The following is a 17,139-nucleotide window of genomic DNA, read 5'->3' as shown; positions in this document are numbered from 1 at the left end:
TGCGGCTGCATTCCCAAAAAACTGCCAAACTTCTGCTCGGCGGTACGAAGCGGCCCTTCGACCCCGACTATCCAACAACCGCTTCATTCCTATGGACTGAATCGCTTGCAAAAGGGCATCCAAACACAACTTTAGGGCAAGAGGTAAACATGCTACTGTCCCAGTATGTTAGAGGTGAATTATGACTGTCATCCGAGAAATTTCGATCTCCAATTTTCGAGGCATCAAGGCACTAAAGTGGTGGCCGAACCCAGGCATCAATTGCTTGATTGGGCCGGGAGACGGCGGAAAATCGACCATTCTCGATGCAATAGAACTCACCTTGGGGACTAGACAGAGCATTGTCTTTACCGATGCTGACTTCCACAGATGCCTGGTTGGTGAGCCAATTGTGATCGATGTGACACTGGGAGCTCTTCCCGATGAGTTGCTAAACCTAGAGGCATACGGCCACTTTCTGCGAGGTTGGGACCCGCAGACCGGGGCTATTCACAACGAGACATCCGCAGCGCTGGAAACGGTGTTGACTGTTCGGTTGATTGTAAGGAACGATTTGGAGCCGCAATGGTTGCTGTTTTCTGAAGTCCCATCAGCCGAGGGCCGTGAGCGGAACCTTCAATGGAAGCATCGGCAGCTAGTTGCGCCAACACGGCTCGGCACCGTGGCATCACACCATATGGCTCTGGGCCCGCGATCCGTGCTCGGGAAGCTCTCTTCCGACAAGACACAGGCGTCAGCCGCTTTGGCGGCTGCATCCAGACAAGCCCGGCAGGCTTTTGCAGAGCAGGGATGTGATGGCGTCGATGAAGTGCTTGCGACCTCCAGAACCATCGCCAACAACATGGGAATCCCCGTTGAGCAGGTGAATGCCCTATTGGACGTAAAAGGGGTAACGTTTTCAGGGGGTGCAATTGCCCTTCACGACGAAGATCAGGTTCCGCTCAAGAATCTTGGTTCCGGTTCCATGCGCTTGCTCGTCGCAGGACTTCAAAAGGTCGCAGGTCAATCAAGTATCTCGATCATTGACGAAGCAGAGTTTGGCTTGGAACCCTACCGGATTATACGCTTGCTTGATTCGCTCGGTGCAAAATCAAACGATGCTTCGCAGCAAGTCTTTTTGACAACACACTCGCCAGTTGTATTGCGTGAGCTATCGTCAATTCAGTTACATGCAGTGCGGGCGACGCGCACCACTACACCCGCCGTGGTTAATAACGGTGAACTCATTCAGCCTGCAACAAAGACGACTTCCAATGCTGTGTTCCCACTTGGGGAATCTGAAGACGCTCAGAAGACGCTGAGGGCGTGCGCAGACGCCTTTCTCGCACCGAGTGTCATTGTTTGTGAGGGGAAGACAGAGATTGGCGTAATCCGAGGGTTGGATTTGTGGCGGCAAAGCCTTGATCAGAGGAGTTTGCTAGCAAACGGTTGCCACTGGGCCGATGGTGGCGGCTCAACTATGACGGAACGTGCTAAAATCTTTGCGCGTATGGGTTATCGAACCGCTTTGTTCATGGACTCCGATGTCGCCTACGATGCCGCGAGATATGCGGAATTGGCAGCCTACGGCATTTCTGTGTTCCGGTGGCAAGATGGGTATTCCACCGAAGCTGCAATCTTCGCATCAGTGCCCGCGGCGCAGATACCAGGGCTTCTTTCAATTGCCTGCGCATGGCGATCTGAAGACTCCATTGATGGAAAAATCCGTCACGCGAGCAACGGTCAATACAATCTACAGCAATGCCGAGATCACTTTGTCGATGTAATGCGACCTGTGTTGGGGCAATGCGCTGGCGATGGCAAATGGTTCAAAGACATTGAGCCTGCTGAACGGGCGTTGAGGGAAGTCATTGCCCCGGCTTGGCAAAATACAGATGCAATTTTCGCGGCACCCCTGAATTCGCTTTGGCAATGGATCAGCACATCGCCGACAGCGCAGCCAGCGAATTCCCCTGTCGGTGTGTAAACTCAGGTGGTTGGCGTACCCGACATACTTCAGGCGCAACGCGGGCATGTCATAGCTCCCGCAGGATGCGGCAAGACCGAGTTGATCGCAAAGACCATTGTTCAGGCAGAAGGTAAGCCGGTCCTGGTCCTTACCCACACCACCGCTGGCGTTGCCGCGCTAAGGCAGAGGTTGCATCGAGATGGCGTGCCAGCGTCCAACTACAGGCTCAATACGATTGCGGGCTGGGCACTGACAATTATCTCCATGTTTCCGGAGCGAGCAGGATACCTGCATGATCCGGAAAATGCGCCCAACTACACCGCAGTGCAAAACGCGGTTGGTGGGTTATGTGCATCTGGGGCCATCAATTCAGAGATTGCCGCAACGTATTCGCGGGTCTTGGTCGATGAGTACCAAGACTGTTCGGTGAGCCAACACCTGATCACTTCTGGCCTCGCGAACGCAATTCCAACGGTTGTGTTCGGTGATCCGATGCAAGCAATCTTTGGGTTTGGTGGCGACCCGCTTCCGGACTGGACGACACAAGTGGTCCCAACCTTTCCTGAACTCGGGCGGTTGGACATCCCCTGGCGCTGGAACAACGCTGGCGCCAACGATCTTGGAGCATGGCTTCTTGCCAGTCGCGGGGCATTGGAAGCTGGACACACGATTGATCTTCGCACTCTTCCCTCGCGCGTCGCGTGGCATCCTCTCGGCGCGGATCAAAACGCCAACGCAGCAGCCCAGATAGCTTTGCAATACGATGTAGCCAAAACCAACCCTCATGAGACGATCCTGATAATTGGCGACTCCATGCAAGCGGCCTCGCGACACAATTTCGCGAGCCGCGCAAAGGGAGTTGGAGTTGTCGAGCCAGTAGATCTCCGTGATGTCGTAGGCGATGCAAACCAAATGGACGGAAAATCAGGTCAAGAACTCCTGGATGCCTGCATTGGATTCCTTATCAAGGTCATGACGAACGTGTATGGCGATAAACTCAATGGGCGCGTTCAGTCGATCCTAGGAAATCGTAATCGCACACCTCCAAACGCCCCTGAGGTTGCTGCCATCTCACTGGTTCAAGGGGGCGGATACCTCGAGGCCGTGCAATTTCTGAAAGCGATGGCAGGCGACCGTGACAGACGAGTCTATCGACAAAGTGCCTTCAACATAATGGTCCAGGCACTCCAAATCGCAATGACGGCCCCGGGCGGTAGTCTTTCAGCAGCTATCGCCGGTCTTCGCGAACAACGCCGTCACGCAGGTAGGGTAATTCCGCCAAAAGCTGTAGGCTCAACTCTTCTCCTGAAAGGACTGGAGGCTGATCACGTTGTAATCTTGGATGCGGATCGACCAGGTAACGCGATGTCGAAAGAGCACCTGTATGTCGCGCTGACTAGGGGGGCGAGATCCGTATCGGTCTTCTCGCGTAGTCCAACCCTGCCGTAACCCGCTTATCTCGGTTGGAGGCCACTAATGCTTCTCTGAGATTGACCGTACAGAATGACGCACACCTCATTATTGAGAAGTTGTTGCCCTGCCAACGCCTTTTGAACTTCCGCGATCGATTGCTCGGATAGCCTGGGGGCGGTTGTGTCTGCCGTTGGCGCTTTGATAGTAATATTCCAGTATTCCATTAACGAGTTCCTTGCAGGTGTTGCAGAGAGTTGCGTACCATTGCGTTGGCAATAATACGACCATGACTACGAACTTTCTAGTGGCTACCAATCGTAATCTTGTCAAATTGATCTGCGTCTTTCCGAAGAATCTCAATCTCTTTTAGGCGTAACTGAATGGTGCGAGGAACCTAGTGGGGGATGCCATCGGAACTGGCCCGAGAAACAATACTGGCGTAGGCCTTGAGGCGCTTTAATTGAGCCCGTCGCGCGGCAAAGCTTGTGCGACGGGCTCACTGGTCGTTATCCAGCAGCGTATTGTGTGGCTTGCCCTGCAACCACGAACCATGTGACCAGCAGCGCGTTCACGAAGGCACCGGGCAGATAGCTTGCGGTTCTTTGATAGAGGAACGTGCTGATAATCGCCGCGGTCAGCAGCAGTGGCACAAACTGAAACATGACGATGGTGTTCAATGGCTCGGATGGTGTCAGCAGTATGCCGTTGGAAAACAGCGCGGCGTATTGCAAGATTAAGAACACTAGAAACCCACCCATCAGCGCCAGCGCATTCAAGGTGTAGGTTGCGCGCAGGCTTTGCCCCGCAACAGACAGACCCCCATGCAAAGCGCGCATCGCCAGAACGAAGTAGATTGTAAAGGGCACGAGATAGACCAGCGCAGTCACAAATCGTTCAGCGGTCAGCAATTTGACACCAACGAACCAGAAGCGAAAATCAACCTTGAGGAAGAAATCGACAATTACAGCCGAAAGGTAGCCCACAAATACCGCAGCCCCCGCCAGCACCAGTGACCGGGCGATGTTGATCGGGAAGACGACCGGCTGCGTGCGGATCACGAGCCCGACAAGCCCTGCGACGGCACCGTTGATGACGGCCCAAAACGCAGCCTGTGACGTGATGGTCTGCGGTAGCAATGCTGAGGCCGGAAACAAAGTTTCAGCGAAGTTGAAGAGCGGATAATAATTCGCCACCGGGAACAGCGCGCTGAACAGAAATATTCCCCACCACTTTGCACCGCGCGTCGTATGCGCAGCATCTACTGGTGTCGCTTTCAGGTCGCGCAGCCAGGGCAGGGACAGTAATCCGTTCAACGTGCCCAAGATCAGCACCACGAAGCCTAACAATCCGATTAGCGTGGCAAACTCTTTGTAGAACCAGATTTGGTTGTCGGCAGGCAACGGGCGTGCGCCGTTCAGTGTTTGCGCAAACCAATCCACCGAATGCCCAATAGCCGCTCGTGACAGGTGATCACCGGGGTGTGTCACAGGTGGCTGCCACAGGATGCGCGCGTTGCCCGTGGCTAGGTCGCCATAGATCTTGCCTTCCTCGACGGGCGTTTCAGAACTGAAAAACGCCATCAATTTTGGGCTTTTTTCTACATCATCGGCCTTATCCACGCCCCACATGAGGCTTGAAAATTCGTCGTATGCAGAAAACACGACCGACACGTTGCGTGGCCAGTCTGCGGTGCCTTCGGCTGCAAAGGGCGCGCCGACGCTGGATCCTTCGAGGACGATGGATTTGTAATCATCGGGATAGGTGGCTGCCGCCGCCAACACCGTCCAGCCGCCCATTGAGTGGCCTTCCATGCCGATGTTATCGACATCAACAATATCGAGACTGCGCAGATATTGCAGCGCTGCGGGTCCTCCAAAACCGGCCGAAAATGCGGCCCCCTCGGAGTAGCCATGACCAGTTTGGTCGATAGACAGAACTACATAACCGCGACGCGAATATTCAATGGCAAAGCCGGATTGGACCTCGCGCGTGTTGATATAGCCATGTACCGCCAAGATGGCCGGCGCTTTTGCTTCGGCTGTGACGCCTTCGGGCACGTAGAGTAGTCCGCTTTGCAGATTGCCATTGGCACCGACAAAACGGACGTCCTTAATGGTGACCCCGTTTGTCGTTTGCACCAAGTGAGCCGCGATTGATCCGACAAATAACAACACCAGACCCAAAGCGAATAATCGCCAGTTCGTTTTCATGTTCTGTCCCTCCCTTCCGTAATATTGAAAAGGGGGCCGATGGCCCCCTTAGTAATTTGGCGATTAGTTGACGCCGTAGGTATCAGCATCGAGCCGATCATAGATTTCGCTGCGCGCCAAAGCGGCGAGTGTTTCAGTGTCGGTGCGATCAACATCTTTCAGCAACGCTTCCCAGCGGTCGATGACCGCTTTGAAGGCTGTCAGAACTTGATCGGGATTTTCCACACCGCGCGATGTTGCGTTTTCAATCAGCGCAGCTTCGTCGGCGATGACAAAATCGGCCAGCGCTTGCTGCAAGGCCGCGTCAGGGTCCAGAACAGTCATGCCGGCGTCTTTTGCCGAAGCGACGGCTGTGGCAACATCGGCGTCAAACGCGACGCGGTGCTGCGCCAGCTCATAAGCCATTTCATCGAACAGAACGCGGCGCTGTTCGGCGGTCAGCCCCTGCCAAAACCCTGCGTTATAGCCCCATTCAAACCCTGCGTAGTAGTTGCCGATGGCGAGAGTATTCATCGAGGTGACGACGTCCTTGAGACTAAAGCTGTCGAGGGCATCCGCAGCCGCAACCGCGCAATCCAGCGACCCTGTGTCAAGCCCAGTGTACATCTCGCTTGACGGGATCGAAACCGGAACGGCACCGACAAATTCGGCAAAGCGGGACCAAGCGCCACCGGCCATGCGCATCCGCTTGCCTTTTACATCTGCTAGGGTTTCAACGTCTGTGTTGCACATCATGAAATACTGCGACGTTGAATAGCCACCGCCGAACACTACGCCATTGTCAGCCCATTCTGCGAGGGCGGCAGGATTTGTCAGGCCGAATTCGGTCGATGCAAAGGCCATGACCATCGGATCGGTATTGTAGAACGCCATGTTGCCGATCAGGTTGGCAATCGGCAACTCGGCCGGGGTGTAGGTGCCAGCATGATAGCTGACCTGTGCCACACCGTCACGCACCCCCTGCAAGGACGAAGCCGGCGGCAGCAAGGAGCCTGCGGAAAACACACGGAACGTCACCTCGCCATTGGTGCGTTCGGCCACACGTTTGGCAAAGTCCACATAGGGGCCGCGCACCATCGAATGCCGCTCGGCGAAGAAATGGTTTGCGTTATACTCTTCGGCTGCCGCAGGCGCGGCAATGGCCAGCCCAAGCAACGTCGCGCTGAGAGTTTTAAATATTTTCATGGTCGTCTCCTCCAGTTGAAATTTTGTCAGTTGGTCATGAATGACGGCAGGAACAGGCTGATCGCGGGAAAAGCGATCAGCAGAATTAGGGTCAATAGATCCATGGCGATGAACCATGTTGTGCCGGACATGATGTCCCTAAGCTTTACCCGCCCGGCCAGCGCGCCATGCAGGACATAAAGGTTCAGACCCACGGGTGGTGTAACCAGACCGATCTCCAGCAGTTTGATGGTGATGATGCCGAACCAGATCAGGTTTACATCCGCTGCTTCCAGTACCGGCAGCAGCACGGGCAGGGTCAGCAGCATCAAACCGATTGAATCGATCACCATGCCAAGGATGACGAACAGCACCGCGATCATCACGATGATGATGATCTGGTTGTCCGACACCGCCAGCATGCCGTCAGCCAACGCACGCGGCACACCCGACAGGCCCATGAAACGGGTGAACATGATGGCACCGATCGAAAGAAAGAAGATCGACGACGTGGCGATCACTGTTTGGCGGATGGCTGTGCCCAGGGCTTGGCGTGTCAGGCTGCGGCGGAAGGCGGCGATGGACAGGGCCAAAAACGCCCCGACACTGCCTGCTTCGGTCGGTGTGAAAAAGCCGCCGAATATGCCCCCCAATACACCAAAGATCAGCACCGGGAATGGCCAGACGGATAGCAGAAGCGTCCAGAATTTCGGCCATGCGAAAGGGTTTTTTACCGGCGGTGCAAGCGATGGTTTCAGCGTGCAGCGCATCGTGATCATACCCATATAGACCAGCGCGGAAAGAACACCTGGGATCAGTCCCGCAATAAAAAGCTGGCCTATAGATTGCTCAGTAAAAATCCCGTAGAGCACCATAAGGATGGACGGCGGGATGAGTGAGCCCAATGTGCCGGATGCGGCCACCACTCCTGTAGCCAATGAAGGGTGATAGTTTGCCCGCAGCATTTCGGGCACAGCGATGCGCGACATGGCAGCGGTCGTGGCGATGCTCGAGCCCGAGGCAGCAGCGAAAAGACCGCATGCCCCGACACTGGCCGAGGCCAACCCACCTGGCACCCGCGCTAACAGCATCCGCAACAGATCAAAAGCGCCCGCCGTCAGGCCGGTACTGGCGGCGATAAAACCCATCAAGAGAAACATCGGAATGGCCGTCAGCGACCAATCCCCGATAAAGCTGAAGGGCAACGCGCTGATAATACCAAAAGCCGCCGTCAGATTTGTCATTACGGTGATGCCAATAATTGAGACAATCATCAGTGCCACACCAATCGGCGTGCGGATCGAAAGCAGCGCGAACAGGGCGGCAACACCGGCCCAACCAATCATAAGTGCACTCATCCCGCGGCCTCGTCAGTGGTGTTTCGCGTCACGGTTTTTCCTTGAATTACCATGATCACGCGCAGTAAAGCGGCTATCGCAGCCAGCGTGAAACCAAGGGGCAGCATACAACGGGCGGGCCAGACGATGATCTCTCGGCTGCCCATTACCACCTCGCCCACACGAAAGGCGCGGATGGCGTCCTGCCCTGTGCGCCATGCAATCACAGCCAGAACGGCGGCTGTCGCCATCAGCGTAAGCAGCAGACAAACTTTCTGAAGCGGTGCCGGGAAGAGGTTGAACAACAAATCAACGCTGATTTGGTCATCCTCTAATTCGACAAGCGCCATGGGAAGCATGACGATACCAACCATGTAGTAATAGGATGAAATCTCGACCGTGCCCTGGATGGGGGCATTGAACGCGACCTTTAATACGACATCCAGCGTCACATGCAGCATCATAAAAAGCAGACCCGCGCCGCCTATGTACATCAGTGTTTGCGTAAAGCGTCGAAATGCCGTTTCCATCTTTCCCCCCTTCATGCCACGCGAATTGCATGCACATGTCTCCGGCTTCTTTCTTTTCTTGCCCAGCAGCTACAGGCAAATACCATTGCTTGATCGGTTGATCGCATTTCGTTATCGGTTCCTGCCAGAGAGGGGCAATTCATGCAGAACAAACCATCAAGCCTTGGAATCCGGCATCTGCGCTATGCGCTGGCCGTTGCGGATGCGGGGGGCTTTCGGGCCGCGGCGGAAATGCTCAACATCGCCCAGCCCGCTATTTCGAAAACCGTGCGCGATACCGAAGAAGACCTGGGGTTTGAGATCTTTGTTCGAGGCACCAAAACCGTTGAGATCAGTGAAAACGGCAAGCGGTTCTTAGATGATGCGCGTCAGATTGTGGCCCAGTTTGAACGCACAATTCGCGGGTCGCGGCGCAATGGGGTGGGCGATAGGGGGCATATCATTGTTGGCTACTCGGCCTTGGCCACGTCCACTCAGTTGTCAGATGGGCTTGAAACATTTCAGGCGCTTTATCCCGGCGTTCAAGTGGAAATGCACGTCATGTCGACCGACACCATGATGCGCAACATCAAGACCGGTGCCATTGATCTGGGTTTTTTGATGGCGCATGACACTGTGCGTGATCCGGTCATTTCGCAGCGTGTTGCCTGGACCTCGCCCATCGGGTTGGTCGCGCCGCATGACACCGCTGACAAGACACTGGACGCACTGCGCACCGCGCCGTTTATCATGGGGGTTCGCGAAAATTGGCGGGCGTATCGCGCGCTATTGGATGATGCATTTGAAAAAACGGGGTTCACGCCAGTCATCGAGGACGAGGCATGGGATATTCACGTGATCCTGCAACGCGTCGCGGATGGGCGTGGATATACTTTCCATCCGATCACAGCAGAGTCGTCGATGCCTCGTGCACTGCGGATTATGCCGCTTGAGGAGCTCGATGCCGAACTTTCGATTGCGATCGCCTGGAGCGCTGCGGCAGATACGTCCCTATTGCGTATGTTTCGCGCGCAATATGCATCGCCGGCACGCGTGACTGATCGCCAACCGTGATCGGCTGATCGTATATCTCTATTTGTTTTTCGGCCTGCAAAACTTGATTTCGAACCAAACGGACGAATGACAGGATTGAAAGCCATATGGAAAACGACAGCACAGCACCTTTTCTTCTTGAAGGATCCAGTTGCGGTGTCTTGTTGCTGCATGGCTTTACCAGCACGCCGCAAAGTGTGCGCTATGTGGGCCACCGTTTGCACGCGCGGTCCGGTGCCACGGTGATGGCCCCCTTGCTTGCCGGGCATGGGACGACGCCAGAGGATTTTGCCCAAACCGGTTTTCGCGATTGGTTGAAATCTGCAGAGGACGCGTTGGAGGCGCTGAGCGCACGGTGCACGACCGTTTGCGTCGCAGGGTTGTCGTTGGGCGGGACGATCGCGTTGAACCTGTCGATCCGGCGCGGTGATCTTGTTGATAGAGTTGCCACAATCAATGGGTCAACGGGCCTTTATTCACCGCAGCAGATGAAGGCGTTTTTTGATGGCTGCACCGGCGATTTTCAACCCGGTATTGGTTCGGACATTAAAAACCCCGGCTACAAAGAGACCTGCTATGACCGCATTCCAAATGCCGTTACCCAAGAGCGGTATGTTTTGGTGACTGCAACAGGGCAAATGTTGCCACTGCTCGACAAACCTTTGTTGATCCTACAATCGCGTACGGATCATGTCGTCAGTCCTGAGAACGGCAAACGGATCGAAGGTGCAGTTGCCTCTCGTTCCATCACCTTTTGCTGGCTCGAAAATTCTTATCACGTGGCTACTCTGGATAATGATCGGGAGTTGATTGTACAGGAACTTACAAATTTTCTGACCGCAGAATAGCTCTAGTTCTCGCTGGTTACTATTTTCTCATAGGAGTGCTTGGCTCCCTGAAAGAACACCTCAACCGTGTTCTCAGCAGTTTGTACTATGTCGGCATCGACTTTGACATTATAAACGAATTTTCTGATGTCCAACTTTATATGACGACGGACACATTTGTAGAGAAAACCGAGCAAGATCATCTAAGTCCAGTTTCAGTTGACGTATTAGGCCTCCGATGCGGCACAGCGGAAGACCGCTTTCCGCCCTCTATGACCGTCAGACCATGCCCACCGCCCTACCGGTGAATTGGCTTTTTGCCACCCTCCTCCTGCAGCATCGCTTCCATGTCGTTCAAGCCATCGACTGCAGAGCGCATCTGCGCCTCATCATCCACGCCCACTGTCTCGGCATCCGCAACCTGGCCCCCAAAATCCATTTCCATCTGTCGCTGTTCCTCGGCGATTACGGCTTGAACGACAGGCGCAGTCTTCTTTGGGGTGACATCGGTTTGCCCTGACGATTGGCCATCAGCAGCCTGGCGTGCGGCCTCAACGTCGGCGTCGGGTCCGCCTGCTCCGTCCGAAGGCGGCGTCATCGGCATGGCGCGCACACTCAGCGGCAGATTGCCCTGCGATCCACCTCCCCCCGGCTCCGGAAACGGCAACTCGCCCGTCTGTGCCGCGTGGATCGCCTTGAACAGCCGATCGTCAAAATATTGGATCCGCTTCGCGCGGACCGGCATCTGGGCATCGATGACCATGACGATCTCGTCGAGCGGTAGGCGGCGCGCCTCGTCTTCAGGGAGCAAGGAGCTTTCTTCAGTCCGTGTGGATTGGCTGCGGCCTTCAAAGGGGTTTTTGCCGATGGACTGAGAGCGCGTGACGACGGTCTTCGTGGTCTTGCCAACCGCCTTACTCAGCTCCTCAACGGTCTTCTCATCCGAAGGCGTGAGATAGAGTTTCACGCCCGCGTTGCCCTGCAGGGCGCGGCGGGTGTTCTCGCCGTAGATTTCATCGAGGGCGGGGATGGTTTGGGTGACAACGGCAAGGTGACCGCGATAGGTGCGCAGGGTCTCGATGCTCTCGACCACGATGGGCATTTTTCCTAGGCGATTGAACTCGTCGAGCATGATCATCACTGGCCACGGCTCGTCTGGCCCGGGATCCTTTTCCTGCATGGCGGAGAGGAGATCGGAGAAGAACAGCCGGATTAGCGGTGCGAGTGGCTTTACCATCAGCGGCTGGACGACGAGATAGACCGAGAAGGGCTTCTTGCGGATCGTGCGGAAATCAAAATCCGACACGGACGTCGCCTCATCGATGGCCGGGTTCTGCCATTGGTCGAGCCCCGAGGTCATCAGGAGCGAAACATAAGAGGTCAGCGTGTCATTGTTGGTGGACGCCAGCCGGGTGAAGATAAGCTTGGCGGCCCTGTTGTCTACCTCGTGGCCGCGCGCGAAATACTCCTTCTGCTTGTTCCCGCCCGAGGCCGCGATGCGGTAGATCTCGCCCAAGGTCGGGCGCTTGCGCTGGGAGGCCAACAGGCCTGCCGCCACGAAGAGATCGATCCCGCCCTTGAGGAGGCCCTGGACCCGGTCATTGTCGCTCTGCAGGAACAGCGTCGCCAGGAGCTGCAGTTCCATCTGCTGGCGCGCGGGATCTTTCAGCTCAAAGATGCGCAGGAGCGGGTTGTAGCGATGCGTGCGCTTGCCCTCCCAATCGGTGGGGGCGAAGCGATAGACCTTGTCGCCCTGGGCCGCGCGGTGCCGGGCCGTGGCCTCGAAGCACTCGCCCTTCACATCGAGCGTCACGGCGGAGCCTTGCCAGGTCAGCAGGTTCGGAATGACGAAGCCCGTGGTCTTGCCGCGGCCCGTGGGGGCCACGATCAGCGCATGCGGGAAGACCTTGGAGCAGATGTAGTTGGCGCGGGAGCCCGGCGGCCCCAGCTTGCCGAGGATGAACCCGGTGCCCGGCGCCCCGAAGAAGCCATTGGCCTTCATCTCGCGCGCGGTCTGCCAATGGGTCTGGCCAAACCGTGTAAGCGCGGACCCCGAGAGGGCGAGGCTCAGCATCAGGCCGGCGGCGGCGAAGCTGCCGATGATCAGGTGAATAAGTTGCGCGTCCTCCGGGCGGCGGTCCAGGATCGCAAGATAGTTCTGCGCGATATAGGCAAAGTCGATCTCGGCCCCAAAGCCGAGATCCTGGTAGATCAGCACCGCCGAGGCGATGGTATAGCCCATGGCGGCGGTCACCAGCGTTACCAACAAGACACCGGTCGTGATTCGTGCCTTTCCCATGGGCGCGCTCAATGGACCTGACCCCGCTCAGTCTCTCCATCCACGTCTGTCGCGCGGTGTTTTTCATACTCAGTGTCTGCAAGATCATCGACCACCTGGCGCAGAGCCTCGGAATTGGCCGTCGCTGCATTCGATTGCAGGTAGACCTTGGCGACATAGAGCCGGTCGAGACGGTCCTCGAGAACCTTCTCCAGCGCATCGGCATCGCCGGATGTGAGCCTCTCAAGTTGACGGTCATCCAGCACCCGCGCGATCTCGTCGCGGAAGGCGTCCCGCTCCGCCTCGGTCTCGAAGGGCGCGGACAACTCCCCCGCCCGCTCATGGTCTAGGACACGCGCAATCTCGTCTGCAAGGCGGTCGGCACGGTCAGACTGCGGCGCAGTTTCATCGCGGGTCGCTAGACGTTCGTCACGCGTGCCAGACCCGAGCCCGTCGCGCATCTCGGTTTCCCGGCGGACCTGCTTGATGGCCTCCGTGTCGCGTATCCGGGCGACGGCGGCATAGGTCGCCCCGAGCCCACGGGCGAGGTGGGACGGCATGTCCGGATAGCGCGCGCGCAAGTCATCGGCGACAGCATCTGCAACAGGCGTGCGGAGGTCGCGTCCCTCCATGATCCGGTCGACATCGCGGGCGATCTGGCTGGCGCGGGCCGCATCGGTGATGGTCTCCCTGTAGGGCTCAGACCGGTCGATCACATCGCCGGGACGTGCGAGCAAGTCCGGGTGTGCCTCGAGATACGCACGCTGCTCCGTCTCGATCCGACGCTCCGCCCGCGAGACCACCTCCCAGTCCCGGTCCTCGATCTGCTGCGCGGTCAGGCCCTCTGCACGCATCTCCTGACGGGGTGTCCCTTCCATCGCCCGCACCGCGCCCTCATGATAATGGAACCGCTCGCTGACCGCTTCCGCTTCCATGACCCCATCCCGCCGCAGCACGTTTTCCCGTTCCAAGAGCGTGCCAAGCGCAACATGCACATCGTTGAGAATGTCACGCGCCTGTTCCAGATCGGCGCGGCGTTCAAGGTTCAGTTCGCGCGCCTCAGCCACTTTGGAGAGATCATTGGCGATCCATTGATGCTCGAGCGCTGCATTTGAGGCACCCGTCTCGATCCGGGCCACCACTTCCGATGTGCTGATCCCCGTGCCCCGTAGTGCCGCGTCAATGCGCGATCTCAGGTCGGGCTCGGCCAGTCGCTCGCACTGGCTGGCGTCGATATTGGCTTCGGAATAAATCCCGCCCTCCGAGGGGGTCTCTGACAGCGTGCTCGAACGCAATCCGAGCGGCTGCATGTGCTGGACCTGCGTCTGGATCTCGATGAGGCGTTCTTCCAGCACGGGACGTTCCGCGTCAGACTTCTCGGCGATCATGCCCTGCACCCGCGCGAGCTTTTCCGCATAGAGGCTTCTCAGATCCTCGAAGCTTTGATCCTCGGCCATATACACATCTCCTGTTCGGTCCACCTGTCCGCCATGCGCGAGCACCTCGCCCGCGCGGAAGAGGGCCGCGGCAATATCCTCGCGGGCCTCGCGCGAAGCTTCCGCGGCAAGTGAGTGGTAGACAGTTCTGGTATTGGCGATCTCCGCCAGCGTCCGGGTCAGGTCAGCCCCCACACGCTCCCGCTCGCGGGGCGCGCGACCCTCGTCTTTCGCCGCATAGACCTCGCTGGTCCGGGCTGGGTAATGCACAACCCCGCGATCCACCCGCCGCGTGGCTTCGAGACGCACACCATACTTTTCCGCCTCCTCGACCATGGCGAGGCGGAAATCGTCATAGTTGAAGCGATGGTTGCGCCCCAGAAAGAAGAACTCGCCTTCCTGCGAGCGGCGGTTCAGCACCAGATGCGCATGCGGGTGATCGCGGTCCTCATGCACCGCGATGATGTAGTCGAAATGCCCCGCATCGGTCTGGAAGAACCGCTCGGCCACATCGGTCGCGATGTCGCGCACATCCTCCCCACGCGTGCCGATGGGGAAGGACATGAGCATGTGGGTGGTCTGCCCGAGCTTGGGTTTGAAGCCCGCATCCCACCGCTTGGCAAAGCGCTCGGTCAGGTCCTTGATGTCACCCGCCTCGAGCTTCGCTTTGCCATCCAGGAACCCGCTACTGTCCACGATATGGGTGGACTTGGTCGTGAGGTAATCGAGCTGGTTTGCGAGCTGCGATTTCGTGTGCGTGCCCCCGCTTCGGATTGCCTTGAAGACCGCCGGCCGATGCCCTGCTGCCGCGCGCACAAGCTGGGTCTGCTTGGCCACGTGCAGCCCTTGCATCGAGCCCCGGACGCGGCTCCAGCCATCCCGAAAGACCTCGCCCGTGACGGCATGGACAGCATCATTCAGCCGCATGGGCAAACTCCCTCAGCGCGGCCGTGGCCTCCAGCTGCATGACGTCGCGCCGACGCCGCAGCAGCAGGTCGATCTCGTCAGCGGAATCCAGAATGAACCGCGCCAGCCCGCGCATCTGTGCAAGGCGCAATTCAGTGAACTCGGCACTCGTGCTGCCCCCTGCCCCCTGCCCCCGCCGGTTGGCCTGCGTCATCTGCTTGGCGATCTGCGCGACCCCATTGCCGACCTCGTGCAGCGAGGCGCGATAGCGCGCCATCTCAGCCGCCATCTGCGCGTCCGGGACAAACACGCCACCCGCCGCCTGAATGAGCCGCCGCAACCCCTCGGCCCGGCTCTCGATCCCCGCCTTCGCCAACACCTCGTCGAGCGCCGCCAGCTCCGCAGCCGTGACCTTCACACTGACTGCTGAGACCGGGATCGCGGCATCGGCCTGGCGCTCGGCATCAGCTTTCAGGACGTAGCGCACGGCCCGCGATGTGACCTCGAAACGCTCAGCCAGCTCGGACGTCGACACACCCTCCGCGGCCTCGCGGACGATCTGCATCTTCTCGATCTCTGTCAGGCGTTTTGTTCGGGACATGCGGAAGAAAGACCCCCTATTTCCTGCCACCTTCCACCAAGGCTGCCTCTACCTTACAATAATATACCAAGCTGTCAATTATATACTTACGTCGCATTCAGGCTCAGGCAGCCTTGGTGTCCGCTTCCCCCGCTGCCCGCAGGGACGCGGCTCTGCCGCCCTCACCACCGGGCGCCCCAACCTGTCCAATGGGTCCCGTCCACCAGCACCGCCCGAGGGTCTGGCCGAACACGCATGTGTTCGGACGGAAACACGGGCGGGCGCAAACCCCACCGACAGGGCGGACAGGCAGGGTCAAGCAGGGCCAAATTTGGCTTGCCAAATCTCTGCCGCAAAAACCGGGAGGCCTTGGCCGATAGGTTTTTGGGGATGGCCCCTTGAGGCTGGCTGGACGGTCTGTCGCGGCCTGATCATTCCGGGCGGAGTGCGTCCGTTGAACGCGTAGGGACCGGCATCCCTGGAACAGGGATCGGGCCGCCCCAAGATCGTCCTGGGGCGGCCCATCCTCGTCACAGGATTTAGTCCTGGGGGTCCTTTGCGCTCGGCGGGAACATCACCAGCTCCGAGACCGCGACCGAGAAGTCGAGCTTGAGGCTGAAGAACTCCGATCCACCCCCGTTGCGGGTGTTGCGGAACATCGCACCCACGCGCTGAAAACGGGTGCGCTCCTGGCCATCGGTATCGGTGAACTTGACGGGGACGGTGGCGACGTAGTGGTTGGTCATTTGGGTTACTCTTGTTGCGATGGGGATCACCCGGCACGGGGGCAAGAGGCCCGGTCGCAAGGGCAAATGCGGAGGGTCCGCGGCTCCGCCGTGGAAGCCGTATTTGTGCTTGCCGAAGCGTCAGCGAAGGGCACGAACGGGCCGACCCCGTGCGATCCACATCTATGAGCAAAAAGGAGTGATCCGGATGACCCTTGCCATCACGTAGCCGCCACCATCCGCGTCCGCGTCCCGCCGAGCCTGGCAGGGGTGCTGACGGAGCCCGCCCGCGTGGATGCGATGTTCCGAAACACGCCCCGAGGGACGTGCAGGTCTTCAGCCTCATGTGCGACGTCTCGACCCCTCGGGTCTTGCGCTGCTGACGATGTGCGTGAGGTGCGCACCATCCCCAGCCCGTACCGATGCGGATGGGCCGCACTCTGGTGGACCGGGTAGAGGGATGACGGTGCTGGACGTCGCAGCCTGTCGATCTTGCGTAACCGAGCGCACGCGCCATAAGACATGACGAAAGGGCCGCGCCAAGCGCGACCCCCTCTCTTCAATCCTGCGCAGTCCTCTTAGCCGGGCCAGCAACCCGCATGACCGTCAGACCTTTCGCTTCCGCCTTCTGCCCGAGGTTCAGCGCGACCCCATTGCCGCCGAAGAGGACAACCCCCGTCGCCGCGAACTTGTCGTCGAGCATTTCGTCGTTGCACTTGAACGGTGCCGCCCGCCCATGCGCGGACCAGCGAG

12 protein-coding genes and 1 pseudogene are annotated in these 17,139 nt (G+C 58.2%); 4 read left to right on the top strand and 9 right to left on the bottom strand.

The genetic code is table 11. The annotated features are described in order from the left end of the window. Positions 1–181: 181 nt before the first annotated feature. Together TRIHO_RS04555 and TRIHO_RS04550 are read left to right on the top strand one after the other, a co-directional pair. Positions 182–1,966: an ATP-dependent nuclease gene (locus tag TRIHO_RS04555; protein WP_068240786.1), complete on the top strand. Its 1,785-nt coding sequence runs from the start codon at positions 182–184 to the stop codon at positions 1,964–1,966. 6 nt (positions 1,967–1,972) lie between these two features. Further along, complete coding sequence (locus tag TRIHO_RS04550; protein WP_025042439.1) at positions 1,973–3,397, top strand: UvrD-helicase domain-containing protein; 1,425 nt, start codon at positions 1,973–1,975, stop codon at positions 3,395–3,397. A 470-nt stretch (positions 3,398–3,867) separates the two neighbouring features. Here TRIHO_RS04550 and TRIHO_RS04540 read toward each other — a convergent pair whose 3' ends face one another. From TRIHO_RS04540 to TRIHO_RS04525, 4 genes are all read right to left on the bottom strand, one after another. After that, on the bottom strand, positions 3,868–5,571 hold the full coding sequence (locus TRIHO_RS04540) for an alpha/beta hydrolase family protein (RefSeq protein WP_025042437.1): 1,704 nt from the start codon (positions 5,569–5,571) through the stop codon (positions 3,868–3,870). Positions 5,572–5,634: 63 nt separating this feature from the next. After that, positions 5,635–6,756 (bottom strand): C4-dicarboxylate TRAP transporter substrate-binding protein, encoded by a 1,122-nt coding sequence (locus TRIHO_RS04535; protein WP_025042436.1) that lies wholly within the window; start codon positions 6,754–6,756, stop codon positions 5,635–5,637. A 26-nt stretch (positions 6,757–6,782) separates the two neighbouring features. After that, the gene (locus TRIHO_RS04530) at positions 6,783–8,093 is read right to left on the bottom strand and encodes a TRAP transporter large permease (protein WP_025042435.1); all 1,311 of its coding nucleotides are present in this window, start codon (positions 8,091–8,093) and stop codon (positions 6,783–6,785) included. Then, positions 8,090–8,602 (bottom strand): TRAP transporter small permease subunit, encoded by a 513-nt coding sequence (locus tag TRIHO_RS04525; RefSeq protein ID WP_025042434.1) that lies wholly within the window; start codon positions 8,600–8,602, stop codon positions 8,090–8,092. The genes TRIHO_RS04530 and TRIHO_RS04525 overlap by 4 nt, the downstream gene beginning before the upstream one ends. A 141-nt stretch (positions 8,603–8,743) precedes the next feature. On the opposite strand from TRIHO_RS04525, the gene TRIHO_RS04520 reads away from it, so the two are divergent. Beyond that, positions 8,744–9,655 carry a LysR family transcriptional regulator gene (locus TRIHO_RS04520; RefSeq protein ID WP_025042433.1) on the top strand — a complete coding sequence of 304 codons (912 nt, stop codon included), beginning with the start codon at positions 8,744–8,746 and terminating at the stop codon, positions 9,653–9,655. An 86-nt stretch (positions 9,656–9,741) separates the two neighbouring features. Beyond that, positions 9,742–10,482, top strand: a complete 741-nt coding sequence (locus TRIHO_RS04515; protein WP_025042432.1) for an alpha/beta hydrolase — start codon at positions 9,742–9,744, stop codon at positions 10,480–10,482. 277 nt (positions 10,483–10,759) lie between these two features. Here TRIHO_RS04515 and TRIHO_RS04505 read toward each other — a convergent pair whose 3' ends face one another. The 5 genes and pseudogenes from TRIHO_RS04505 to TRIHO_RS04485 form a co-directional block, all read right to left on the bottom strand. Further along, on the bottom strand, positions 10,760–12,760 hold the full coding sequence (locus TRIHO_RS04505; RefSeq protein WP_068240783.1) for a type IV secretory system conjugative DNA transfer family protein: 2,001 nt from the start codon (positions 12,758–12,760) through the stop codon (positions 10,760–10,762). Positions 12,761–12,768: 8 nt separating this feature from the next. Next, the gene (locus TRIHO_RS04500; RefSeq protein WP_068240782.1) at positions 12,769–15,102 is read right to left on the bottom strand and encodes a relaxase/mobilization nuclease domain-containing protein; all 2,334 of its coding nucleotides are present in this window, start codon (positions 15,100–15,102) and stop codon (positions 12,769–12,771) included. After that, positions 15,089–15,682, bottom strand: a complete 594-nt coding sequence (locus TRIHO_RS04495; protein WP_068240781.1) for a transposase — start codon at positions 15,680–15,682, stop codon at positions 15,089–15,091. The genes TRIHO_RS04500 and TRIHO_RS04495 overlap by 14 nt, the downstream gene beginning before the upstream one ends. Positions 15,683–16,200: 518 nt before the next feature. After that, complete coding sequence (locus TRIHO_RS04490; protein WP_068240779.1) at positions 16,201–16,407, bottom strand: hypothetical protein; 207 nt, start codon at positions 16,405–16,407, stop codon at positions 16,201–16,203. Between the two features lie 538 nt (positions 16,408–16,945). Then, positions 16,946–17,139: pseudogene (locus TRIHO_RS04485) on the bottom strand (DUF2493 domain-containing protein); the annotation flags it as partial.

This window comes from Tritonibacter horizontis, assembly GCF_001518015.1.
GTDB lineage: Bacteria > Pseudomonadota > Alphaproteobacteria > Rhodobacterales > Rhodobacteraceae > Epibacterium > Epibacterium horizontis.
Note: the sequence above shows the minus strand (reverse complement) of the source record. Positions and strands in the feature narration are given on the sequence as shown.